Raw genomic sequence first — 23919 nt, forward strand, 5'->3', positions numbered from 1 at the left:
GCAGGTGGGAGGGTTGAGTAAGGGACATGTCTACGTTCTGGGTGTAGCCATCATCGTAGTGATCCTTACCATCGCGAGCCAAGTACCCATGACACTCGAACCCCATCTCTCCAAGGTATCGTACACCGATTCAGAGAATCCCGCCAGCTGGGTGGGACGGGACGAGAGCCTGAGGGCAAACTTCAGCGGGCATTTTTACGTCGTAATCACGCGAAGCTTCGACAAGATACGCCTCTGGATAACCCCTAGGGAAGGTGCGAGGACGCTCTACATACGGGTGGTGGTAAAAAGGGAGTTTCTAAACGCCCTGTACCTTGAGGTCGAGCCTCCCTGGTACGGAAAAGTTGAGATCAGCAGGGAAAAGGACCCGGAAGGAATGACCTACCTCATTCAGGTCAAAGACCTCGGTGAAGCGGGAGAAGGAACATACGAGCTGACGTTTTTGGATCGGGCACCCGAAGAGAGGCTTCTAATGTGGGTTACAGTAGAAGTCCAGGACGGCCTCTTCAAATACAAGGGGACGCTCTCAACGGTGGTGCTTGAACCGTTTATGCCCCCAAACTGTACTGGTTGATTATGTAAAGAACTCACTCCTCCAGTTTTACCAGCACCCCCGCCAGCAGGTACATAGCCGGTATCGACAGGAAAGCCTTTTCGTAGCCGAAGTGATCTATCAGGAGACCGACGGCATAGGGCCCGACGGTTGCACCAAAGAACCCGACCATGTTAACGAAGCCCATGACGGAACCGAGGTTCTCCCCGGTGGCCTTTTCTGACGTGTAGGCCGTGACTATGGCTCCCACAGAGTAGAAGGTAATGCCCAGAGGGATTATCACCCATGGGGAAGCCGTGAGGGCGAGAATCAACGTGAGGAGGGCGTTGAGGCCGAAGACCACCGCCACGCTGCGCCTCCCGATCCTGTCGTACAGTCCGCCCCCCACGAGAGAGCCAGTGATTCCGATAACCGAGAGAAGGGAGAACAGCAGGGACGCGGTCTTAAGGGAGACCCCCGAGTTCACCAGGAAGGACACAAGGAACGTGAGGAGACCGAAGAAGGCGGCGAGGACTATGAAGTTCGCCGCGCTGAGGAGGAAAACGTTCCGAGGTATGGAGAACCTGACGCGGGATGGCTTTGAAACCTCGCCCCTAACCGCAAAGGTCAGCGCTATTCCGATTGCCAGACTCAGCATCGAGAGTGCCAGAAAGGCGTAGCGCCATTCGAGGTTCACCGCTATGGGGACGACTATCAGCGGCGCTATCCCGCTGCCGACGGGCGGGCCGACCATGAAGACGCCCAGCGCGGAGCCCTTTCTCTCCCGATAGACCTCGCTTATCAGCGCTGTTGCGGGAGCATAGTAGAGGCCGGAAAAGAGGCCGTAGAGTGCCCGAACCGCGAGCAGTTCCCAGTACTCGCGGGCAAAGACTATGAGAGCGGATGAGAGCGAGTAGCCGATTATGCTGAGAACAAGGAGCCTTTTCCGCCCAAAGCGGTCACCTATGTATCCGGCTGGAACCTGTATGAGTGCGTAGGGTAAAAGCAGGGTCGTCATTAGAAGGCCGGCCTCGGCGTTGTTTATTCCCAGCTCGGCCTTTATCATCGGAATAAGGGGCGGGATTGCCATCCTGTGGGCGTAGTTGAAGACCCAGCCAAGCGAGACCAGCAGGAGGAGCCTCTTCCGCATGGTTTCGATAAAGGACTAAGCGTTTAAAAGCATATTGGACAGGAGCGTCCAACTACCTTTATAAATGCCAGCCGGAAACTGACTTCAGGGAAGGGAGATGGTGAGCAAGCTACTGGCACTCGAGGCCTATCCCAACCTGCGGGACCTCGACTTCAGGATACTCAGAGGGGTAGAGCTGAACATGCGGCACCACCGATGGGTGCCCCTGGAGGACATCGCGCGCTTCACGAGAACGGACATCGAGACTGCCTCGTTCAGGCTCGGGAAGCTCGACGACTGGGGGCTCGTGGCCAGGAGGAGCGACATCGGCTACATAGGCTACCAGCTCACGATACACGGCTACGACGTCCTCGCCATAAGGGCGCTCGCGAAAAAGGGCGTTATCGAGGCGATAAACCCCGCCCACGTTGGCGTGGGAAAGGACGCTGACGTTTACATAGGAATGACCCCCTCGGGTGAAAAGGTCGCCGTCAAGTTCAACCGCATCGGTGGAAGAACCGCATCGCGGAGGGCTGGCTACCACGGCCACGTCTTCCAGGATAAGCACCACACGAGCTGGCTCTACGTCTCAAGGCTGATAGCCAAAAAGGAGTACGAGGCGCTAACTCTTCTGAGCCCGATAGCCCGGGTGCCGAGGCCGGTAGCATGGAACAGGCACGTGGTCGTTATGGAGTTCATAGAAGGAACCGAGCTGGCGGAGCTTCGTGACACGGATCTAGCGAGGGAAGAGGCGAAAGAGATACTCGACCGCGTTCTGGAGGAGTACCTCAAGATAGTCCGCTTCGGCATCGTTCACTCGGACATGAGCGAGTTCAACGTGGTTCTAACCCACGACGAGGGCGAGATACTCATAATCGACTGGGCCCAGCACATAACGACCGCCCGCCCTGAGAGCTATGAACTTCTGAAGAGGGATCTGCGGGTGGTGCTGAACGCATTCCGGAGACGGTGGCGTGTGGAGAAGAGGTTTGAGGATGTCTGGCCGGAATTTGAAAAGGCCTGGCTCGAGAGCCGGGGTGAGGGATGATGGTGATAAAATACGAACCCCTGAACAGGCGTGAGAGGATTATGAGGCTCTTCAGAGAGGCCATAGAGGCAGAAAACGCCAGGGACCTCGAAACCGCCAAGAGGAAGCTTGACGAGATAATGGAGCTGGCGAGGGAGGAGGAGCCGGAGTTCTACTTCGAGGCCTGCTTCAGGCTCGCGGAGATTTTCCTTCAGGAGGACAACTACAGGGGAGCGGTTAAGTGCGCCCTCAGGGGAATACATCGCGCGCCAAATGAGGACCTCTATAGACTGGGGATAAAGAGGCTCGGCGACATTCTGTTCATAATGAAGGGGGAGAACCGGCTCGGCGAGATATCCAAAGACATGGACGTTACGCTGGGCCTGGTTAGAAACAACGATGAACTTTACCGCTTCGTTCAAACGCTCGTGAGGATAGCGGGGGGAGAAAAGGTCGAGGAGCGGTTCTCGCTGGAGGAGTTCAATGAGATAATCGAGCTCCTCAGAGGATAGAGTCAAGAACGCGCCTCACGTAGTCCCCCCCTGGACTTTCGGGGAAGTTGTAGGGTTCCTTTTTGGGTCTTTCATTGTAGTACGGCCTGTTGCAGCCCGGACAGCCATGGGTGGCGAATATCTCCGGGGGAAGGAGTTTGGCAAGCTTTTCTTTATCAATCCCAAAACCAACCAAGGAATCGCCCGCATCGAACTCGAAATCCTCCGGCGCGGCGAGACGCTCCTTTATGAGGTAGTGGGCCACCTGGATTCTCCTGTATCTCGCGAGGCTTGGGGGCTTCGCGTTCTCAAGGCGGGTTCCCCGTATGGGGGTGAAGGCAAAGAGGGAAACCCAGGCACCCATCGAGTACGCCCTCCAGATTGTCTCCACTGCCTCTCTATCCGTCTCCCCGAGCCCGATTATGAGGTGCACGAGGGCCTTTCCATCGCCGAAGACGTCGATAACGTCCCTCGTGAAACGCCACATCTCGTCCCAGGAGTAGAGGGAGTCCTTTATCTCCGGGTAGAGCCTCTCACTGGCCACGTCGAGGCCAACGCCGATGTAGTCAACACCCATTGATTTGAACTCTCCAAGGGTGGCCCTATTCACGGGGGTTATCGAGACCGAGACCGGAAGACCCAGCGGCTGGAAGAGGTCAAGGAGTTCGATAACATCGGAGACCAGGCCCGGATAATCAACAGTCTGGAGGCATATCCTCGCGAACCTCCCAGAAGGAAGGGCCTCAACGACCTCTTCAACGTCAAAGGCAGGCCAGGTTATCCTGGAGAGCTTTTTCAGATCGGCCCTGCTTTCCCTCGCCTGGGGACAGAAGGCACAGTTGTTTCTGCAGCGGCCCTCGTGGTACGTCATGAGATAAGCGGTGGTCGGTCTTGCGAGCATCCTGGCCCTTATCAGCCCCATCGCTATTGCCGTCCCGTAGGAGACCCTGACTTTCATTCCTTCCTACCTCCAATTATGAGGGGCGCGTGGACTATTATAAGTGATGCGCCCGCTATGAAGGGGAGCAGGGGAAAGACCCCGGCGTAGCCCTCAAGCTGTGCCACGTAGCCGAGGGTCACCTGGCCGCCAAGCATTCCGAGGTCGAAGAACATCGTGTAGACGCTCGAACCCATCGTCCTTATCCTCTGAGGGAGGTTTCCAAGGGCCATGAGCTGCATTGCGGGAACGGATAAACCGAAGCCCGCGCCGATGAGGAGCGCGCTGGCGTAGGAGTATGGCGGGAGCCTGTAGAGAATCAGAACAATGTAGCCGATGATAACAAGGAGCATGCCGGCACGTATGACCGGAATAGGACCCATCCTGTCGGCGCTCCTGCCACCAACGAGCCTCATTACGAAGCTCGCCAATCCTATGACCATCATGTAGAAGCCGAACAGGCTCTGGGGCATTCCCAGAACCTTGTAGAGGGCTGGAAGGTACGTTATGACGCCGGCGTAGGAGAAGGAGAAGAAGAACAGCGCCAGTGACGCGGCAACGAAATAGCTCCTGAGGAGCTCCGAGTAGCTGACGTCCTCGTGCCTCTCCTCCCTTCTGGGAACGGCCTTTCTGCCATCGAGCCAGACCGGGACTACAAGGGCGAGGCCAACGAGGGAAAACAGCACGGTGAAGGAGAAGGCCCCGACGAAGCCGAGGAGGTCGGAGAGGTATCCGCCGAGGGCCGGGCCGACTATGTTGCCGAGGGAGAACATCATGCCCCTCCAGCCCAGGGTCTCGCCGACCCTACCCGGGGGCGCAAGGTCAACTGCGGTTGAAAGGCTGGAGGGAAAGAATATCCCCATGGAAAAGCCGTGTATGGCCCTGGCGAAGGCGAATATCCACAGATTTCCGAGGAGTGCCGAGGTTATGTAGAGGAGCCCGGCCAGCATTCCCAGGACGTTGCCGGCCATCATGGCCTGGAACCTGTAGCCCCTGTCGCCGATGAGACCGCCGACGGGCTTTGAGAACAGCGAAACAACCGAGGCAACCCCCGCAACCAGGCCAACCAGGAATGGGGTGGCGTTGAGGGTTATCGCGAAGGGCGATATTATGGGGTTGACTACACTTATCCCCAGGAAGAAAAAGAAGGTCGAGAAGTTGAGGAGCCAGATGTCACGGAGCGTTCTCTCGATGGCTCAAACCCCCGCTGTGGGTTCGTCCATGCCGTCTCTCATGAAGGCGTGGCTCATGTGCTTCGTATTCTTGGCGAAGCCGACGTTACCTTTCGCATCAACCATTATTATGCCCATGGTGTCGGCGCCGAAGTACTTTGTGGCGAGGCTTATAGCTGCATCGCTCGCGGCCTGGGCGTCCATTCCGAGGCGGACGAAGTCGGTGGCACTCTTGGCTAAAGCGAGCTTTATCGCCACCTCACCGAGCCCCGTGCAGGAAGCCCCCGCGACCTCGTTGGCATAGGTTCCGCCGCCGATTATCGGCGTGTCGCCGACCCTGCCGAACATCTTGAGGAACACTCCACCGGTGGACGTTCCGGCAACGATCTCTTCACCATCGAAGGCAACCGCTCCGACCGTACTCCTGAGGACTTCAGGATACTCCCTGATGAGCTCGTTGAGCTTCTTCCAGTGTCTCGTCTCACCGGTTTCGAGCAGCTTCTTCCTCAGCTCCTCCCACTGCTTCAGCCTCTCATCGGTCACCGGGTTGTACTCCTCGAAGCCGAGCAAGCGGGCGAACTTTACAGCCCCCTCGCCGTTGAGGAGCACGTGGTCTGTCTTCTCCATGACCTTTCTCGCCACGCTTATGGGGTTCCTAACACCCCAGATTCCGGCAACGGCGCCGGCTTCCAGAGTTCTTCCGCGCATTATTGCCGCGTCCATCTCGACCTTTCCGTCGAGGGTAAGAACGCTCCCAGTTCCTGCGTTGAAAAGCGGGTTGTCCTCAAGAACCTTGACGGCCTCCTCAACCGCATCCAAAGCAGAACCCCGCCTGAGCTCGCGCCAGCCGGCCAGAACCGCCTCCCTAACGCCCTCGATAACCTTTGGAATGCGCTCCTCCTTCCTTATCGTGCCGGCACCGCCGTGAACTATTATCGCAACCATGAGAACCACCGTAATAAAAAGCCCTCGAACGGTTAAAAGGATTGTGGAAACGAAAAGATAGGAACTTCAGCTCAGCGCCATGTTGATTATCGTCTCGCCAATGTTCTCAAGGTATTCCAGTATCCTCCTGTAGCTCTCCTTTGCTATGGACTGACGGTAGTCTATTGAGCGTATCTCCCCCTTAAGCTCGAGCATCAGCCCGTCGATCTTCGTGAGGTCGCGCTCCTCGATTTGGGCCATCATCTGGCCGAACTTCTCCTTCAGGTACGGAACGTTCACCTCACCCGGATTCTCGGCGATGCGCGTTATGTGGTCTCCGATGCGCTCGATGTTCCGGACTATGAAGAGTATGCCGAGCAGGTCAAAGGTCCTCCTGATTATGCCGCTTTCCTCGGTGACGCCGCGCTTGGTGAGGATTCTGTTGACCGCACGGATTATGAGAAAGTAGAACCTGTCAAGCTCGTTCTCGAGGTCGTTGATGTCCCTGAGTATCTCCTCCTCCCCGGGGTTTTGAATGAGAAGCTCAAGGTCGCCGAGCATGGACATTATGAGGGAGCGAATCCTGTTGAGGAGCTCGGCCAGGTTGACCTCCTCCTCGTCGAGGAGACTCTTGGCCACCATCCTCTGGGGTTCGTCGAGGATTATCTCAACGCCGGGAAGGCTCTGGAGAACCTTGCGCATCTTCACCTTGTATATCGGCATCTCCTCGGCCAGGTGAATCTCAAGAACGTCGTAGCCCTGGATGTAGGCGGATATGACAAGCCTGACGGCCATGTCTGGGGAATACTCGCGGGATATCGTAAGGACCTTCCTCTCGCTTATCTCCTTCGGCTCCTTGGGGAATATGGTTATGCTGCCGTCAGGGTTTATGGAGAGCGGAACCACGTCGCCCTGGCTGAGGTTGTGCTCCCGAACCCATTTTTTTGGGAGGGAGATTATGTATGAACTCCTGCCGGTAAATTGGATTTTCCTGAACTCCATAGATATCACCGCCAATATATAGACGAACAGCGGCGTATAAAAGGCTTCGGTTCGACAGACTTATAAACGCTAAGATTAACGTTAGCACATGTTCCAGGGCTACGGCAGAGACGCAAAGATACTCATAGCGGCAAACGCAGCGGGCCAGCTGTTCCTCCAGTTCTCGATATTCATCATGCCCTTCTATCTGACCGTCCTGGGATACAATATGGCCGCCATGGGGACATTCTTTTCAATACAGACGTTCACCGGGGGACTGTTCTTCCTGATAGCCGGTCAGGTCTCACTGAGGCTCGGGTACCGGAGAACCCTCCTCATCTCCGCTCTCCTCGGACTGGCCGGGAGGCTCCTCCAAGTGATGGCCATAAACGACTGCGTACTGGCACTCGGCTTTTTCCTGGTCGGAGCAAATATGGGCCTGAGACAGCCGAACTTTACCGCCCTGCTCAGCGAGGAGGTCGGCGAGGAGAGGCGCCATCATGCGTTCTCGATAAGCTTCGGCCTGGGAACTATATTTAACGCCCTGGGAGTCCTCATAGCGGGTTTCGCCCCGGGCCTTTTCGTGGGGCTCGGGCTGACCGAGGGTATAGCCTACAGACTGGTCATCTCACTGGCGCTCCTCCAGTTCGTTCTCGTGATTCCTGCCTTACTCATAATCCGCGACGTTCCCGTAAAGAATCCAAGGATAAACTGGAACCGTGAGCTGGTCGTCAAGATACTCAAGTTCTCCCTTCCGAGCGCGCTGATAGGCTTTGGCGCAGGAATAACCATACCCTACATGAGCCTTTACTTCAAGCTCCAGTTCGGGCAGACGCTCGCGGCCATAAGCGGGATATTCTTCTTCCAGCAGCTGGCCATGGGGCTCGGCTCCTTCGGCCTTCCAAGGCTGGTTCACAGGATAGGGCCGGTCAAGGTGATAACGTCCTTCCAGAGCATAGCGGCCTTTCTCTTCGCGGTGTTCCCCTCCATAGAGACCTTCCTGATAGCATCGGCCCTCTACGTCGTCCGCTCCATCCTCATGAACATAGTGTGGCCCATAAACGACTCCTTCATGATGGGCTTCTTCTCGACAGAGGAGAAGGCCACCGCGGCAGGAATAAGGAGGGCCTTCTCGACCTTTATGAGGGGAGGAGGGAACTACGTCGGTGGCCTGCTCTTCGGCATGTCCCTGAGCTACCCGTTCTACGCGACGGCGGCGCTCTATGTAATAGCGACGGCGATATTCTACGCCTTCTTCATAAAGCACAACGAGTGAGAAAGAAAAGTCAGGCCTTCGCGAGTTCGATTCCACGCTCAAGGGCCCTGAAGTTGACCTCCCAGAGCTTCTCCCTGAGGGTGAGCCTTATTCCCTCCAGCAGGGAATCCTTATTGAGTGGCACAAGGCCTTTCCAATAGGCGTAGCCGAGCATGAGGACACCGAGGGTTCTGGGGTTTATCCTATCTGCCTCGCGCTGGAAGTTCAGCATGTGAACCGGGCAGATTCCCCCGATGGCTTCCCTTATCTCTCCCAGCTCTGGATACTTCTCCTTCCCGACGAGGGTCGTCGCGGTGTGTATCGGATAGGCGTTTATCACGGCCGTGCTGCCCTTACCAAGGAAGCGGGCGTTCCTCAGCGCCTCAGCAGGTTCAAGGGCGAGCATGAGGTTTGCTTTACCCTCTTCGATGAGGGGTGAGTAGACCTCTTCACCAAAGCGGAGGTAGCTGAGAACGCTTCCATAACGCTGGCTCATTCCAAGGGTTTCACCTATTCTGACGTTGTAGCCCTCGTGCATGGCGGCGTTTCCAACTATTCTCGAAAGCGTCAAACCACCCTGGCCGCCGACTCCGGTGATTATGAGGTTGAACTCCATCGACACCACCGAAATGCATTGGGGGGAGCGGATAAAAACCTGTTGTCGAGAAAATTCGACAGGCTTGAAAAAGTCTCGAAAATACCACGGGAAAAGGACAGAAAAAGTTGAAGAACTAAATCAGCCCTCCAGACGGAGGCGCCTGACGACGAAGTCCCTGTCGAGGGAAGCCAGGAAGCTCGCGAGCCTTGGACCACGATCCTTGCCGATGAAGACGTTGTACAAAGCTTTGAACCACTCCTTGCTCGGAATCTCATGCTTCTTAGCGATATCGAAGAGCGCGTTGTTGAGTTCCTCAACGGTGAAGCCCTCGTGGGCCTCAAGCCATCCTGCGACCTCGACCATGGCCTCCCGGATTTCAGGCCTAAGTTCGATCTCTGGAGGCTTTTCCAAGATGCTGAACTTCACATTTTCCGGTGCATACTTCTCAACCCAGTTTTTAGCCAAGCGTATGCGGAGCCTTATGCGCTCGACGTCATCTTCGCCGAGCTTCTCAGGGAGATGACCCTGCTCCTGGAGAACGCGGATTATACCGCTTTCGTCGAGGTGCGGCATCTGAACGAGCGTAACCAGGAACCTGAAGGGCGCCTGCGCGGTCAGCCTCTCGGGAACCTTCGGCATCGAGAGCTCGTATGTCCTCTTAAGTTCCTCTTCCTCCTCCGGGTTCTTGGCCCGTTCAATGCCGAAGTAAATCCTCTCCACCTTGTCGAACTCGTCGTAGAGGTTGAGCAGGCCCAGGCCGAGGTCTATCTTGATCTCCTTGTTCGGTCTCGCCTTGGCGTAGATGAAGCGGATTATTCCTGGCTCGAGCACCTCGTAAAGGTCGCTGAGGAGTATAACGTTGCCCTTGCTGCCGGACATCTTGCCTTTCTGCCCCTTGATTCCGACGAACTCGTACATCAGGTCTATAGGTGACGGCCAGCCGAATATCTTCTCGACTATCTCCCTGCCGGTGTCGTACGAGCCGCCAGCGGCCAGGTGGTCCTTTCCGGCCGGCTCGAAGTCCACCTTAAAGTGCGCCCAGCGCATCGGCCAGTCAACTCTCCACCTGAGCTTAACGTTGCCGTCCCTTATGTCGGTCTCACCCTCGTTACCGCAGTGGGGGCACTTGTAAGAGACCTTCCACTCGCCGTCCCACGAAACGAACTCCGCCTCCTTCCTGCACTTGGGACAGTAAACCATAACCGGCTGCCAGTCCTCCTCAAGGGGCGGCTGCTTGGCCCTCTCACGGTATTTGTCGAGTATGGCCTTTATCTCTTCACGCTTGGCCAGGGCCAGCTTTATCTCCTCGGCGTACTCGCCGGACTTGTACAGCTCGTAGGCGTGTAGGAAGTCCACCTCAATGCCAAGTTTCTCAACCTCGCTCTCAAAGAGCTCCATGAAGTGCTCCGCGTAGCTGTTGTGGCAGCCCCACGGATCCGGAACCTCGCGAACCGGCCTCGTGAGGTGCTCCTTCCACTCGGCCGGGACGTTCTTGGGAACCTTCCTGAAGCGGTCGTAGTCGTCCCACATGTGGATGTGACGGACTTTCTTCCCCCTGTCCCTGAGGGCGTGGCCGACTATGTACGCTGTGAAGAACTCCCTGAAGTTCCCTATGTGAACGTAACCGCTCGGAGTTATTCCGCTCTCCACAACGTATTCATCCCTGTCGCCGCGTTCCCGGATAATCTTTTCAGCCATGTAATCCGCCCAATGAACCATTCTCACCACCGCGCTTAGGTCTGCGGAGGGGCTTTTAAGCTTAAGCTTGGCATGGGGAACAACTTCAAGAGGGAAAATTTTATAAATTTTGATGGTAAAACTACAGACAAAAGTAACATGGGGGCACACCAATGGAGTTAGAAATGAGGAGGATGCAGGTATTTTTCCCGGCATCGCTGGAGATTCAGGAGGAACTCCTCAAGGCTGGCTTCAAGGTGCCTTACGACAAGGAGAGCGGAAGGAAGACACCGATTCCGGTAGTGGTGAGTTCGCGGGAGGGAAGAAGAATACGGAGGAGCCGGCTCCTGAAGGCCAAAGACTTTGAAAGCGATGGAAAGTTTGCAGTGGTGCCGGATGAAAGGGCACTGCTGGAGCTGGAGCCCACGGATAATGGATTCCTGATACTGAGACCAAAGCCGGTCGAGTACCACCTCGAGGAGATGGGCTTCGTCTCTGTCCCACCAAGGGTCTGGGGAACGTGGGCGAGCTTTTCGATCCCGTTTTCGGCATACGATGAACTGGTGGATTTTCTGGGAGATTTCGGGAACGATAACAGAAACGGATTTTACACGGCCTCTCGGGGCTCCGGCGGAAGGATAGAGGTCTACGCTTACAAGGGGAGGAGCAGAAAAGACCTGGGAATTCCGGTTTTTGGCTACTCTTTAGGCCTGCACGGACTGACCTTGGCCGACGAGTACCTCAGGGAGAAGGCCAAAGAGAACGAGGTTCCAGAGGAGAGGCTCCGCTACCTCAAACTCGGCTTGAAGAAGAGGAAGGAAACGAAGGCAGGACTTAAGGTCGGTATCGTCTGGGAGAACGGGAAGCCCGTCGAGATAACGCTCAAGCTCTCGACGACTGAACCGAGGGTTAAAATCCAGGGGCTCTACGGCGAACTGGCCGGAAAATCCCGGGGAGAACTCACTAGAACGGACGGGTGGTATATCGTCGTCCACGCGAGCGATTTCATAGCGGCTCTGGAGACCGTAGGAAGGGCCTTCGGGGGCAACTCATATTAACCCCAACCCCCTTCTTCTTTTTTGGTGGAACGAATGCTCCCAAGCTGGGGAATCTACGCAGGCATCGCCGCTGCATTCATACTTGCCACCATAAGCCTCACGAAAAGGCTCGGCCCAGAGTGGGCCTGGGTGAACAGGAAGATAATCCACTTCAGCATAGTTCCTGCCGTTCTGATGTTCTACTACGAGAGAATACCCCCAGAGGTTTTCAGCGGAGCGGCTTTCGTCTTCGGCATTTTTCAGCTCTGGCCGCACCTCAAAAAGAGGGAGTTCTCGTGGTATCAGATAGAGCACAACTACGGGGAGGTCTTCTTCGCCTTTTCCGCCTCGGTCGTGCCGATGGTCCTCCCAAGGGAGTACGCGACGGCTCTGCTACTCGCGATGGCCATCAGCGACGGCGTGACCGGGATAATACGGCACTATTACTTCAGGAGGCACGGCTTCAACGTCAAGCTGAAGAAGCACTGGACCGGGAGCCTTGGCTACCTGATAACCGCGCTGATAATAGCGGCAGTGTTTCTTGACACTGGCGCGATAGGAAAAATAGGATGGGCGGTCATCCTGACCCTGGCGGAATACCAAGGCTGGGTCGACGACAACTTAGCCGTTCCGCTGGTTGGGAGCGTTCTCTTTCTCCTCTACTGAGCCCACCTGACCTTCAGGCTGTCCTTCTTCACCTTGTTGAACTCCTCGACGAGGGCCTTTCCCGTCATCTCCATGAACCCATCAACATCGGTGATGCCGAGCTCCTTGAGGCCTATGGCATCAACGCCCTCCGGAATTCCCTTCGCCTCAACGTTTATCCCGATATGGATCTTGACGCTGACCGGTGAAACGGTGGCTATCGAGATGCTGAGCTTCTTGCCGTCCACGTAGATGTCGTCTCCCTTTCTTGTAGTTTTTACCCCATATTCAGCCAGAACCTCGCAGAGCTTGGCTATGAAGAGCTTCTGGAGCGTCGAGGCGAAGAGGGTATTGACAAGGTCAAAGACCTCGATTATGTAGTGGACCATGTCATCGCTCTTGATTTCCTTGCTTGCCCTCAAATCTTCGATGTCAATCATCTCCTCAACCTTAACGTCGCACTTTCCTCGGAAGATGACTAGAGAGTTCCCGAGCATTCCGAAGTTCCTGTAGGCCCAGTGGCTCTCTATCGCGGAACCGTCGTAGTCTATGCGTCTATCCTTCACGATGAGCAGCTCCATGGTATCACCCCATTCTTTCAAGAAGTTCCCTCAACTCCTCAAAACTTTTGACATCTTTCCACATATGGATGAACCGAATAGAGGGGACGGTAGTTTTAACGTCTTCGATGTGGATATCCCTATCGTCCACGTAGATGGTCTCCTCAACGTTGTATCCCGAAAGCTCCAGCTCCCGGAGCGTTCTCGCTATCATGTCCGCCTTGTTCGGGTGGTTTTCAATTTTCGGGAAAATGAAGTAGTGCCATAGGCCGAAGCCCTCAAGGATCAGCCTGACCCTCTCCTCAACGTTCCAGCTGGCAATGGATAGGACGAACCTCTCACTCGCCCATTCAAGGAACTCCCTGACTCCATGGAAGAGATGGAGTTCCTCACCTGTAGAATCAACCAGATAATTGCCGTGGAACTCATATGGCGGCGTAAGCCTGGACGCATCTTCGTGATCCCAGAGGGTACCATCGAGATCGAGGACTAACAGTTTCATTCAACCACCAAGAAAAGCTCCGCTGGGGGGTTTTAACGGTTGCGGAAAAGCACCATAACCAGGGTTCAACATTGCAATGCAATCGAGACAGAATCGAGATTTAGGGCCAGGACCGTGCACAGACCGATTGACCTATCAAATGCCCAGCCCCCCTTTCAGAGGCAGAAACCTCGGGCTGTTGGGAGCGGCAGACTGAACGGGTCGGTTTCCCTTCCCGCTTACATCCCCGCCCCATCAAACGGGTCTTCTTCCCGAGCCCTCGTCCCAGGCAAAGGACCGGTCGCCCGACCCCCTGCGCCTGGGAGTGGGTGCCTATTTTCGGGGACCGCTTCGGCCTTAGATGCTTTCAGGCCTTATCGGACGCGGCGTAGCTGCCCGGCTGTGCCCTGTAGGACAACCGGTAGACCAGAGGCCGCGGCTCCCTGTTCCTCTCGTACTGGGGGAGCCTTCCCCTCAGGCACCCAGCACCTCCGGTAGATAGCATCCGACCTGTCTCACGACGGTCTAAACCCAGCTCACGTTCCCCTTTAATGGGTGAACACCCCCACCCTTGGCCCCTGCTGCAGGACCAGGATGGGAAGAGCCGACAGCGAGGTAGCAAGCCTCGGGGTCGATATGGGCTCTCGCCCGAGACGACTCTGTTATCCCCAGGGTAGCTTTTCTGTCATCCCTGGCCCCCACCGGGGAGGCTCAGGGGTTCGCTAGGCCACGCTTTCGCGGCTGGACCCGCCTCTGTTACGGGTCCAGTCAGGCCGGCTTTTGCCCTTGCACTCTACGGCGGATTCCTGACCCGCCTGAGCCGACCTTAGGGCACCCTCGATACCTTTTCGAGGGTGTGCCGCCCCAGCCAAACTGCCCACCTACCGCTGTCCCCCCATCGGAGGTTAGCCATACGGCAGAGGGTGGGCGGTGTCTCATGGACGGCTCCACCCGCCCCGGAGGACGGGCTTCGACGCCTCCCGCCTACGCTGCGCACCCCCCGCCGTATGGCAACGGCAGGCTGCAGTAAAGCTCCATGGGGTCTTCGCTTCCCACCGGAGGTCCCAGGCATATGCGCCTGGCAGTGGTTTCGCCGGGCCCCAGCCGGGGACAGTGAGGACCTCGTTACGCCATTCATGCAGGTCGGCATTTAACCGACAAGGAATTTCGCTACCTTAAGAGGGTTATAGTTACCCCCGCCGTTTACCGGTGCTTCACCCGGTTGAACCCGGGCTTCACATACCGGCACTGGGCAGGCGTCGGCCCCAGTACAAACCCTTTCGGGCTAGCTGGGACCTGTGTTTTTACTAAACAGTCGGGTCCTCCTAGTCACTGCGACCTGCGGGTTACGCACCCGCAGGCACCCCTTATCCCGAAGTTACGGGGCCAATTTGCCGAGTTCCCTCGGCTGGGTTTCCCCCGACACGCCTTAGGCTTCTCACCCAGGGGCACCGGTGTCGGTTCTCGGTACGGTCGCGGTGGATCGTTCCCAGAGGGCTTTTCACGGGCCCCAGGGATCGGCGGAACCCCCCTTACGGGAGGCCATTCGCGCTTTCATCCGGTTCTCGCCATTACGGCACTCCCCGGACTTATACGCTTAGCCGGCCTTGTGGACCGGTCCGCCTACCCCGAGGCGTCACCCTCTGGGCTTGCGTTGCCGCGCCTACCACCGCGGTACGGGAATATAAACCCGTTTCCCTTTCGCGGGCGCCGAGTTACGGACCCGCTTAGGACCGACTAACCCACGGCTGACGAACATTGCCGTGGAACCCTGGCCCCTTCGGCGGCCGGGATTCTCACCCGGCTATGCTGCTACTCCCGGCAGGATCCACAATACCGACGGGTCCACTGGACCTTACGGCCCAGCTTCCACCCCACCGGCACGCCCGCCTACCCGATCACGGACCAATCGGTCCGTGCGCCGGGGTCTCGGCAGCCGGCTTTAGCCCCGTCCATTTTCGGGGCCCCTGACCTCGACGGGTGAGCTGTTACGCACTCTTTAAAGGATGGCTGCTTCTAAGCCTACCTCCCCGCTGTCTAAGGCCAGGGACACCCTTTGGAGTAACACTTAGCCGGCATTTAGGGGCCTTAACCCCGGTCTGGGTTGTTCCCCTCTCGGTTGACGGCTTACACCGCCACCCTACTCCGGCCATCTACGGCGGCAGTGGGTTCGGAGTTTGACAGGGAGCCGGGGGATTTCTCCCCCTAAACCCCCAATCAGTGCTCTACCCCACCACCTACCTCCGGCCGGGCTATCCTGAGGGATAATTCGGCGGGAACCAGCTATCGCCGGCCTCGATTGGCCTTTCACCCCTAGCCCGAGGTCACGGGAGCGAATTGCACGTCAGCATCCCTAGCGGGCCTCCATCCCTCTGTTGAGGGACTTCACCCTGCCCCGGGCTAGATCGACCGGCTTCGGGTCTCATCCGAGCGACTCCGGGCGCTTTCACACCCCGTCCCTCACCCTTACGGGCTGCGGACCTGTCGGTTTCCCTGCGGCTTCGGGGTTGACCCCCTTAACCTCGCCGCTCGGATGAACTCCCTGCCCCGTGATCCAAGACGGACGGTGCGACCCTGGTCGCCTCCCCTCGTACTCCACGGTCGCCCGTGTTTCCTTCGGGGAGGGTCAGCCCTTCTGGGCCGCACCCACCTATCGCCGCCTGGTTTCAGGCTCTTTTCACCCCCTGCCAGGGGTGCTTTTCAGCTTTCCCTCACGGTACTAGTTCGCTATCGGTCTCGGGACGTATTTAGGGTTGGGAGCCGATGCCTCCCAGCTTCCCGCCGGATATCCGACCGACGGTACTCAGGGACACCCCAAGACCCACCGGGCTTGCGCCTACGGGGCTTTCACCCTCTACGGCGCCACGTTCCAGTGGACTTCGGCTTCACCCGGGAGGGTCTTTCGGGGGCCCTACTACACCACATCCCCTCCGGGTTTCCCCGAAGGGTTCAGTTTGCCCTGTGCCGCTTTCGGTCGCCCCTACTAACGGCATCGCTTTTGCTTTCTTTTCCTGCGGGTACTAAGATGTTTCAATTCCCCGCGTTCCCCCTCCCGACTGGGAGTGCGGCAAGAGCCGCGGGAGGTCCCATTCGGGCATCCCCGGTTCGACGGCTGCCTGCGCCTCGCCGGGGCTTATCGCAGCTTGCCACGCCCTTCGTCGGCGCCCCGAGCCGAGCCATCCACCAGACGGCTTAAGTTTTCTGCCCCCTACTCAGGGGGCTGGGCATTTTTTGGGTCAATCGGCCTGTGCACGGTCCTCATCGTGATCCCTGTTCGGGATCTCGGACCCTTCCACCCCGAGCCGGGCTCGGGATGTGCATCTCTTCGTGGTGGACCGGCCGGGATTCGAACCCGGGGCCTTCGGCTTGCAAAGCCGACGCTCTCCCAGGCTGAGCTACCGGCCCACGGAAGGCAGGCCCAACACCTCTTAAACCCCCCGGACGGATTTTCCGGCGATAGGAGGTGATCGAGCCGTAGGTTCCCCTACGGCTACCTTGTTACGACTTCTCCCCCCTCACGGAGCCCAGACTCGACCCGGCCTCCCCGAAGGGAGATCAGGCCTCATCCAGACCCCGCTCGGGTGGAGTGACGGGCGGTGTGTGCAAGGAGCAGGGACGTATTCGCCGCGCGATGATGACACGCGGGTACTAGGGATTCCAGCTTCACGCGGGCGAGTTGCAGCCCGCGATCCGAACTGGGAGCGGGTTTAGGGGATTACCTTCCCCTTTCGGGGTCGGGTCCCATTGTCCCGCTCATTGTAGCGCGCGTGTAGCCCGGGGGTTTCGGGGCATACTGACCTACCGTCGCCCGCTCCTTCCTCCGGCTTATCGCCGGCGGTCCCCCCAGAGTGCCTCCTCCCCAGCGGGGAGGACTGGCAACTGGGGGCGCGGGTCTCGCTCGTTACCACACTTAAGTGGACGCCTCACGGTACGAGCTGACGGCGGCCATGCACCTCCTCTCGGCGTGTCCGGCAAGACCTTCAGCCTGGCCTTCATCCTGCCGTCGCCCCCGGTGAGGTTCCCGGCGTTGAATCCAATTAAACCGCACGCTCCACCCCTTGTAGTGCTCCCCCGCCAATTCCTTTAAGTTTCAGCCTTGCGGCCGTACTCCCCAGGCGGCGGGCTTAACGGCTTCCCTTCGGCACCGAGCGAGCACGAAGCTCGCCCGACACCTAGCCCGCATCCTTTACAGCCAGGACTACCCGGGTATCTAATCCGGTTCGCTCCCCTGGCCTTCGTCCCTCACCGTCGGACCCGTTCCAGCGGAGCGCCTTCGCCACTGGCGGTCCTCCTGGGATTATAGGATTTCACCCCTACCCCAGGAGTACCCTCCGCCTCTCCCGGTCCCAAGGCCCGCAGTATCCCCAGCAAGCCCCACGGTTGAGCCGTGGGATTTCGCCAGGGACTTGCGGGCCCGGCTACGGACGCTTTAGGCCCAATAATAGCGGCCACCACTCGGGCCGCCGGTATTACCGCGGCGGCTGCCACCGGCCTTGCCCAGCCCTTATTCCCGGAGCTCTTTACACTCCGGAAAAGCCGTGGCGATGCCACGGCACTGGGGGTCCCCCCGTCGCGGTTGCCCGCATTGCGGAGGTTTCGCGCCTGCTGCGCCCCGTAGGGCCTGGACCCGTGTCTCAGTGTCCATCTCCGGGCTCCCACTCTCATGGCCCGTACCGATCTTCGGCTTGGTGGGCCGTTACCCCACCAACTACCTAATCGGCCGCCGGCCCATCCTCGGGCGGTCAAAGACCCTTTCGGCCTGAGGACCTTCCAGTACCTCAGGCCTATGGGGGATTAGCCCCAGTTTCCCGGGGTTATCCCCCTCCCGAGGGTAGGTTACCGACGTGTTACTGAGCCGTCCGCCGGTGCGCGCAAGGCGCCCCATGACTCGCATGGCTTAGTCGGACCCCCATAGCAGTGGCCTCCGGCAGGATCAACCGGAATTGAGCAAGGAGTACGGCCGGTGGGACTTCCCTCAAGGGGAAGTACCAAATATCCGTCCGGGGTTTGGTCGAGGTGTTGGGCCTGCCTTACCCCCGAGGGGTCCGCCTTTCGGCGTTTCCTCGGGAGCGCACATTGCTGTGACCCGAGCTGGAGGGCGGGGTTCATCGTGGGTGCTTTGCACCCTGTCCCCCCGACGCCGCCGTCTTGGCGCTCGGGTTTTGTCGCGCCCTGTTCGGGCGCTCCATCCAATAGGGGTGAACCCCACCGATACAAAATTTTTGCAAAACCCCTCCCAGGCCAGATTCTTAAAAAAGAAGCTGTCAAAAGGCGTCGATAAAATGCACAATTTTAGACATAAAAACGTCAAAAAATTTTTGCAGGGTCAAAGGAGGAAAAAGACGAGAAGCAGGGAAACCCGAGACCAACGAAACAAGGACACCCAGGTTGAGTGCATCATCATGGCTCAACCCAAGACCCCCTCCAGCTGTCCACCCAACGTAGCCGCCGAGGACTACCATCAGAAGGGAGACCACGAACGGCAGCCAGCGTCCCCCAAGCGGCATCAACCTGCCCACGAAGAGAACGAAATCAATGGATGCCAGGAGCGTCATGAGGACAAAGCCGATGGTATAAATGGCGACTCTCCTCATCAATCGCACCCCCCACAAGCTCCAGGTACGGTCATGTAGAACACCAAAACCGAGAGGAGGCCGACTAAGAGGGCAAGCTTTCTGGATGAATCCTCGTCCAGCCCAACGGCAAGGAGAAGACGCTTTGCCAGAGGTAGAAGTACCATGAGCGAGGAAACTATGGAGAGCCCATCCGCGAAGGGAATCACCGAACCCAGGCCGCCAATGACGAGGAAGGAAACCACCATGAGAAGTCCGGCTCCAAAAAACGTCAGAAAGGTTAAGAGGGCAATGAGAGAGGATGCCCTGGTCATCGCTACCACATCACAGCTTCAGTATCTCGGGCACCACGCTTATCTTAGAGACCGGCGTGGGTATCGTGTTCGTAACGGCGAGCTCGTCAACGGCTTTGCTCACGCGCTCTATGGCACCTTCTGCGAAAACACCGTGAGTGGCCGCGACGAAGACCTTCTCTGCCCCCATCTCCCTGAGCAGGTTTGCCGCCCGGATCATGGTCCCGCCGGTGCTTATGATGTCATCGACTATGAGAACGTTCTTCCCCTTAACGTCAACGTCGACCGGCTCCATCCTGACCTCCGTCGGGGAGACGCGGACCTTGTGGAAGTGGCTGTACTCAAGGCCCAGCTTTTCGGCAACGGCCTTCGCCCTTCCAAGGGCGCCTTTGTCGGGGGCGAGAACAACACCCTCACCGAGCTTCTCGCCAAAGTACTCGGCTACAGCCCTCGCTGGGGAAAGGTTGACCGCCTTACCCGGGAAGAACTTGAGGGTCTCGGGGTTGTGGAGGTCGAAGACGTAGAGCTCGTCGTAGTAAACGGCGAGGGTTCTCATCACAGCCCTCACACTCACCGGTTCGCCTTCCTTCGTGACCCTGTCCTGTCTCGAGTAGGCAAGGTACGGAACAACAGCCCTGAGCTTCTGAACTCCCCCCTCACGCAGGGCATCGGCGAGGAGAATCATCTCGACCAGGTGCTCGTCCTGGGGTTTGAAGGTGGACTGAACGAGGGTAACCTCCTCCGAAGAACCAAGGACCCTGACGTATTTCTCACCATCGGGGAACCGCTTTATCTCGGCATCAAGAATCCTGCCGCCGAGGGCCTTTATCTCATCCTCCAGATGCCTGGCACCGCTTCCAACCACGAACATGGTCACCACCTTTTTGCCGTTGGAATGTTCAATTCCCACCTTAAAAACCCACCGTCATACCAGAAGGACGGCAATAATCCCCGCCAGGAATATGCCGTCAAAGGTTCCGGCTCCGCCGATACTCACCATAGGCGCTCCGAGGTTCTTGATTCTGTTCCAGTTCATCAGGTCGGCACCTATCAGGACGCCGAGGGTCCCGCTGATGTAGGCAACGGCGTTCGGATTGCTCCCGCCGAGGAGCCAGCCAAGGAGTATGGCCATCAGGGGTGGCAGGAAGAGAGGCATGGCTATTCCAAGGCCCCTGACAGGTCTGGCAACGGCATGGCTGAAGAGAGAAGCAATGAGAACCGCCAGGAGGGTGTTGAAGAGAAGGGCCCACCGGCTGAAGTACACCATCCTGAATATCTCATAGACGGCCACGCTTATGGGAACGATGGCCCCTCCCACGTTTATGGCAATGATTATGCGCCTCTCCTCCCAGTCAAAGAACGGAACGGGGTAGGCTATTCCAAAGAACCTAACCTCTCTCACCCTCACGACTGGCTCGTAGGACGTTTCCTCCGCGATTGGTATGTTTAGGAAGCTCCCCACGAGCGCAAAGATGAAGAGAGCATAGGCGACGTCCGGGGGAATCCCTAGCTTTTCGAATGCTGCCATAACGACACTGGAGAAGAATGCGAAGATGATGACGAAAAGAACCCCCATAACCAGGAGCACGGGGAGTGAAACGGGCGGGATTATGAGGCGACGTCTGTTCATCCTGCACCACCGTGATGGACTGCCCCAATCCAGAGGCTCGAAATTTCCGCGACCACCAATGAAAGGGCTGAAACGAGGTATATAAAACCTGCGCCGGCTTTCCGGGAATCGGAGGATAAAGAAGGAACTTCGAAAAACGGACGACGGGGAAAACTTTAAGTCCACCTTACCCAAACAGGTTGAGGAGGTAGAGCCGATGAAGATTATCTGGTATGGACACGCGTGCTTTTGGGTCGAGACCAACGGTGTGAGACTCCTCATCGACCCGTATCCCGAGGTGGACGATGACAGGATAGGTGAGGTTGACTACATACTGATAACCCACGAGCATGTTGACCACTACGGCAAGGTGGAGCTCCTCTCGCGACTCCGCGACGCTACCGTGATAGGACCCAAGCCGGTTTACATGACCGCCATCAGCGATGGTGTGACGAAGGTCAGGGAGATCGAGGACGGCCAGACCATCGAGCTCGAGAACGGCGTTAAGGTGACCGCATTCTACATGGAGCACCCCTCAAGCCAGTACCCCCTGGGCTACCTGATAGAGGGGGACAAGGCCCTCTTCCACACGGGCGACACGTACTCCACACCAGTCCTCCAGAGACTCCGCGGAAGGGTGGACGTTCTCCTGGTGCCGATAAGCGGCCGCTCAACGGCCAACGAGCGCGAAGCGGCCCAGATTGTTGAGGATGTGCGCCCACGCCTCGTCATACCCATGCACTACGGCGTCTACGGGACCGGAAGCCCCGAGAAGCTCAGGGATGAGCTCCAGAAGAAGCGCATCTGGACCCTCGTCAGGCCCCTTGAACTCTACGAAGAGTTCACCCTTTAGCGGTGAAGTGGATGCTCTCAACGGGGGTCAAATCACTCGACGAGCTTCTGGGTGGGGGCATAGCGGAAGGCGTCCTAACCCAGATTTACGGGGGCTTCGCCACGGGGAAGACAACGCTGGCGGTTCAGATAGGCCTTCTCAGCGACGGAAAGGTTGCCTACATCGACACGGAGGGCGGCTTCTCTCCGGAGAGGCTGAGCCAGATGGCTAAAGCCAGGGGGCTGGATCCGGAGGAAGCCCTTCAGCGCTTCATTCTATTCACCCCCTCGGATTTCAAGGAGCAGCGGCGCTCGGTTGGGAGCCTGAAGAAGATCGTTGATGGGACGTTCTCCCTCGTCGTCGTTGACTCGCTAACCGCCCATTATCGTGTTGAGGAGAACAGGAGGGGCCTGAGCGCGGAGCTGGGCAAGCAGCTCCAGGTGCTCCTCTGGATAGCCAGAAGAAACCGCATTCCGGTGATAGTCATCAACCAGGTTCACTTCGACAGCCGGGCGGAGAGGATGAAGCCCGTCGCCGAGCACACGCTCAACTACCGGACGAAGGACATTTTAAGGCTCGACAAGCTCAGCACGCCGGGGCTGAGGGTAGCGGTCCTGGAAAGACACAGGTTCAGACCAGAAGGAGGAATGGTCCACTTCAGGATAACGGAGAAGGGGATTGAGGACGTCAGCGAATGATATCCTCAAGGTCAAAGGCCAAAAAGCCCTCCTTCCTGAGCCAGTCTTTATCCTCAAGCTTCCCCGCTATGACGCCGAACCTGTAGTTTCCCCTCAGAGGCAGGAGTTCTGCCTTTTTCTCGAGGGCTTTCAGAACTCTCTTTGCATCCCTCTGGCTTAGGTTCTTCCACTTTACTTCGAAGAGGGCAACGTTTTTCCGGTCGTATGCCACCACGTCTATCTCCTCCCCCCTGTGCCACCACCTGCCAACGCGCTCCGGCTTAAAACCGAGGTCAAGCCTTTTCACGAACTCCCTCGCTATTCTCTCGTAGGTTTCACCAACGAAGGCGGGAAACTCCGCTCTAAAGCGCTCAAAAACCCTATCTGGATTCTCCTCAAGGGCCGTGTAGTTGTGATAAATAAAGCGGAACCAGAAGCTGAAGAACTCGTCACTTATCTTATAGGCCACCTTCCTCGTCTTCAGCGGGTTCTCGGTAACTGGCACCTCCCTAACCAAGTACTCGTAGTGATTGGTCAGCTCGCTGAGGTATTTGCTCACCGTCAGCGGCTTCATGCCCGTTTTGTCGCTTATCTCCTTGGGCGTAACGTAGCCGAGGCTGACCGCTTCGAGAATCGAGAAGTAAGAGCGATAGAACCTGCCGAACTCAAGTTTAAGGACGTTCAGACCTTCTTCCCTGAGCGGGGCGAACTCGTCGAAGAAAAGCCTCCCGAGAGTCTCAACCGAGTCTCCGCGATAGTAGCGCGGAAGATAGAGAAGATACCTCGGCATTCCCCCTAAAGCCGAATAGAACTCAACAAAGTGCCTTGGGTTCACATCAGCCATAGAGCGCACAAAACCGTAAGCCCTCCAGAAGTCGAAGGGCTTGAGCTTCATCCACTCGTCAGCCCTACCGAAGAGGGGCTCCTTTCTGTCCATGAAGATTCGCTTAATCATGCCGACGTACGAGCCTACTGCAATGAGCATCAGGTTTGAGCCGTCCTTTTTCTCATCCCAGAGCTCCTGGAGGGGTGAAAAGAAAGAGGGCTTAACCGCCTTGAAGTTCTGGAACTCATCGAACACCACCACGAGCCTTCTCTCGCGTGAGAAGTCCAGGAGAAACCCTACCAGCTCTTCGAGGGAAGAAAATCGCGGCTTCACATAGGAGGGGAGGTAATCGGAGAGCCTCTCCACGATCTCGCGCGACCATTCCTCGAGGAGCAGCTTTTCGTCCTTTTCACCGACGAAGAAGTAGAGACCGGATTTGTCTTTTAGGAATTCCCTCACCAAGGCCGTCTTTCCCACCCTCCGCCTGCCGTAGATTACCAGAAAACTCGAACCGGGAAAAGAATAAACCTCGTTGAGCTTCCCCAGCTCGCGCTCCCTGTCGTAGAACATATTACCCACCAAGTATATTACTGATTTGGTAATATTTAAGGGTTGCGGAAAAATCAAAACTTCGGATCTACCAGACATCTAGCGGAATGCTGC

22 protein-coding genes, 1 tRNA gene and 2 rRNA genes are annotated in these 23919 nt (G+C 57.5%); 8 read left to right on the forward strand and 17 right to left on the reverse strand.

From position 1 onward, the window contains the following. Positions 1-4 precede the first annotated feature (4 nt). A complete protein-coding gene (locus tag TIRI35C_RS09290; RefSeq protein WP_188202621.1) occupies positions 5-574 on the forward strand; it encodes a hypothetical protein in 570 nt (189 codons plus the stop codon). Between the two features lie 13 nt (positions 575-587). Here the strand turns inward: TIRI35C_RS09290 and TIRI35C_RS09295 are convergent, their stop codons facing one another. Further along, positions 588-1682 carry an MFS transporter gene (locus TIRI35C_RS09295; protein ID WP_188202622.1) on the reverse strand — a complete coding sequence of 365 codons (1095 nt, stop codon included), beginning with the start codon at positions 1680-1682 and terminating at the stop codon, positions 588-590. A 97-nt stretch (positions 1683-1779) separates the two neighbouring features. Between TIRI35C_RS09295 and TIRI35C_RS09300 the strand changes: the two genes are divergently transcribed. Next, positions 1780-2709: a serine/threonine-protein kinase RIO2 gene (locus TIRI35C_RS09300; protein ID WP_188202623.1), complete on the forward strand. Its 930-nt coding sequence runs from the start codon at positions 1780-1782 to the stop codon at positions 2707-2709. After that, on the forward strand, positions 2709-3200 hold the full coding sequence (locus TIRI35C_RS09305; protein WP_188202624.1) for a hypothetical protein: 492 nt from the start codon (positions 2709-2711) through the stop codon (positions 3198-3200). The genes TIRI35C_RS09300 and TIRI35C_RS09305 overlap by 1 nt, the downstream gene beginning before the upstream one ends. Here TIRI35C_RS09305 and TIRI35C_RS09310 read toward each other — a convergent pair. From TIRI35C_RS09310 to TIRI35C_RS09325, 4 genes are all read right to left on the reverse strand, one after another. Further along, the gene (locus TIRI35C_RS09310) at positions 3190-4137 is read right to left on the reverse strand and encodes a radical SAM protein (protein WP_188202625.1); all 948 of its coding nucleotides are present in this window, start codon (positions 4135-4137) and stop codon (positions 3190-3192) included. The two genes, TIRI35C_RS09305 and TIRI35C_RS09310, sit on opposite strands and share 11 nt — an antisense overlap. Beyond that, a complete protein-coding gene (locus TIRI35C_RS09315; RefSeq protein ID WP_188203188.1) occupies positions 4134-5309 on the reverse strand; it encodes an MFS transporter in 1176 nt (391 codons plus the stop codon). The genes TIRI35C_RS09310 and TIRI35C_RS09315 overlap by 4 nt, the downstream gene beginning before the upstream one ends. Before the next feature lie 3 nt (positions 5310-5312). Then, entirely contained in the window at positions 5313-6233 is a 921-nt protein-coding gene (locus tag TIRI35C_RS09320; protein ID WP_188203189.1) for an isoaspartyl peptidase/L-asparaginase family protein, read from the reverse strand. Between the two features lie 66 nt (positions 6234-6299). Then, on the reverse strand, positions 6300-7214 hold the full coding sequence (locus TIRI35C_RS09325) for a phosphate signaling complex PhoU family protein (protein WP_188203190.1): 915 nt from the start codon (positions 7212-7214) through the stop codon (positions 6300-6302). A gap of 88 nt (positions 7215-7302) precedes the next feature. Here TIRI35C_RS09325 and TIRI35C_RS09330 point away from each other — a divergent pair, with 88 nt between their 5' ends. After that, entirely contained in the window at positions 7303-8469 is a 1167-nt protein-coding gene (locus tag TIRI35C_RS09330) for an MFS transporter (protein ID WP_188202626.1), read from the forward strand. Between the two features lie 10 nt (positions 8470-8479). On the opposite strand, the gene TIRI35C_RS09335 is transcribed toward TIRI35C_RS09330, so the two are convergent. Then, positions 8480-9064, reverse strand: a complete 585-nt coding sequence (locus TIRI35C_RS09335; protein ID WP_188203191.1) for an indolepyruvate oxidoreductase subunit beta — start codon at positions 9062-9064, stop codon at positions 8480-8482. 120 nt (positions 9065-9184) lie between these two features. Further along, entirely contained in the window at positions 9185-10765 is a 1581-nt protein-coding gene (lysS, locus tag TIRI35C_RS09340; RefSeq protein ID WP_188203192.1) for a lysine--tRNA ligase, read from the reverse strand. A gap of 131 nt (positions 10766-10896) precedes the next feature. Between lysS and TIRI35C_RS09345 the strand changes: the two genes are divergently transcribed. Both TIRI35C_RS09345 and TIRI35C_RS09350 read left to right on the forward strand, forming a co-directional pair. Continuing rightward, on the forward strand, positions 10897-11781 hold the full coding sequence (locus tag TIRI35C_RS09345; RefSeq protein WP_188202627.1) for a PhoI: 885 nt from the start codon (positions 10897-10899) through the stop codon (positions 11779-11781). Between the two features lie 33 nt (positions 11782-11814). Further along, positions 11815-12426 carry a diacylglycerol/polyprenol kinase family protein gene (locus tag TIRI35C_RS09350; RefSeq protein ID WP_188202628.1) on the forward strand — a complete coding sequence of 204 codons (612 nt, stop codon included), beginning with the start codon at positions 11815-11817 and terminating at the stop codon, positions 12424-12426. Here TIRI35C_RS09350 and TIRI35C_RS09355 read toward each other — a convergent pair. The 9 genes from TIRI35C_RS09355 to TIRI35C_RS09395 form a co-directional block, all read right to left on the reverse strand. Next, positions 12420-12986 carry a DUF366 family protein gene (locus TIRI35C_RS09355; RefSeq protein WP_188202629.1) on the reverse strand — a complete coding sequence of 189 codons (567 nt, stop codon included), beginning with the start codon at positions 12984-12986 and terminating at the stop codon, positions 12420-12422. The two genes, TIRI35C_RS09350 and TIRI35C_RS09355, sit on opposite strands and share 7 nt — an antisense overlap. A gap of 4 nt (positions 12987-12990) precedes the next feature. Continuing rightward, on the reverse strand, positions 12991-13467 hold the full coding sequence (locus TIRI35C_RS09360) for a magnesium-dependent phosphatase-1 (RefSeq protein ID WP_188202630.1): 477 nt from the start codon (positions 13465-13467) through the stop codon (positions 12991-12993). Positions 13468-13625: 158 nt separating this feature from the next. Then, positions 13626-16654 (reverse strand): 23S ribosomal RNA (locus tag TIRI35C_RS09365). Positions 16655-16774: 120 nt separating this feature from the next. Further along, positions 16775-16851 (reverse strand) — tRNA-Ala (locus tag TIRI35C_RS09370). Positions 16852-16904: 53 nt separating this feature from the next. After that, positions 16905-18390: ribosomal RNA gene (locus TIRI35C_RS09375) — 16S ribosomal RNA — on the reverse strand. Together the 16S and 23S rRNA genes with 1 tRNA gene alongside form the textbook arrangement of a ribosomal RNA operon. Before the next feature lie 320 nt (positions 18391-18710). Further along, on the reverse strand, positions 18711-19040 hold the full coding sequence (locus TIRI35C_RS09380; protein ID WP_188202631.1) for a hypothetical protein: 330 nt from the start codon (positions 19038-19040) through the stop codon (positions 18711-18713). Then, positions 19040-19333 (reverse strand): hypothetical protein, encoded by a 294-nt coding sequence (locus TIRI35C_RS09385; protein ID WP_188202632.1) that lies wholly within the window; start codon positions 19331-19333, stop codon positions 19040-19042. The genes TIRI35C_RS09380 and TIRI35C_RS09385 overlap by 1 nt, the downstream gene beginning before the upstream one ends. 10 nt (positions 19334-19343) lie before the next feature. Beyond that, positions 19344-20183, reverse strand: coding sequence for a ribose-phosphate diphosphokinase (locus tag TIRI35C_RS09390; protein WP_188203193.1), 840 nt, complete (start codon positions 20181-20183; stop codon positions 19344-19346). 54 nt (positions 20184-20237) lie between these two features. Then, positions 20238-20942 (reverse strand): DUF1614 domain-containing protein, encoded by a 705-nt coding sequence (locus TIRI35C_RS09395; RefSeq protein WP_188202633.1) that lies wholly within the window; start codon positions 20940-20942, stop codon positions 20238-20240. Between the two features lie 196 nt (positions 20943-21138). Between TIRI35C_RS09395 and TIRI35C_RS09400 the strand changes: the two genes are divergently transcribed. Together TIRI35C_RS09400 and radB are read left to right on the forward strand one after the other, a co-directional pair. Beyond that, positions 21139-21774 carry an MBL fold metallo-hydrolase gene (locus TIRI35C_RS09400; RefSeq protein WP_188202634.1) on the forward strand — a complete coding sequence of 212 codons (636 nt, stop codon included), beginning with the start codon at positions 21139-21141 and terminating at the stop codon, positions 21772-21774. Positions 21775-21785: 11 nt separating this feature from the next. Beyond that, on the forward strand, positions 21786-22451 hold the full coding sequence (gene radB, locus TIRI35C_RS09405; RefSeq protein ID WP_188202635.1) for a DNA repair and recombination protein RadB: 666 nt from the start codon (positions 21786-21788) through the stop codon (positions 22449-22451). On the opposite strand, the gene TIRI35C_RS09410 is transcribed toward radB, so the two are convergent. Next, positions 22441-23826 (reverse strand): ATP-binding protein, encoded by a 1386-nt coding sequence (locus TIRI35C_RS09410; RefSeq protein WP_188203194.1) that lies wholly within the window; start codon positions 23824-23826, stop codon positions 22441-22443. The genes radB and TIRI35C_RS09410 overlap by 11 nt on opposite strands. Between the last annotated feature and the right edge of the window lie 93 nt (positions 23827-23919).

The organism is Thermococcus camini, from assembly GCF_904067545.1.
Classification (GTDB): domain Archaea; phylum Methanobacteriota_B; class Thermococci; order Thermococcales; family Thermococcaceae; genus Thermococcus; species Thermococcus camini.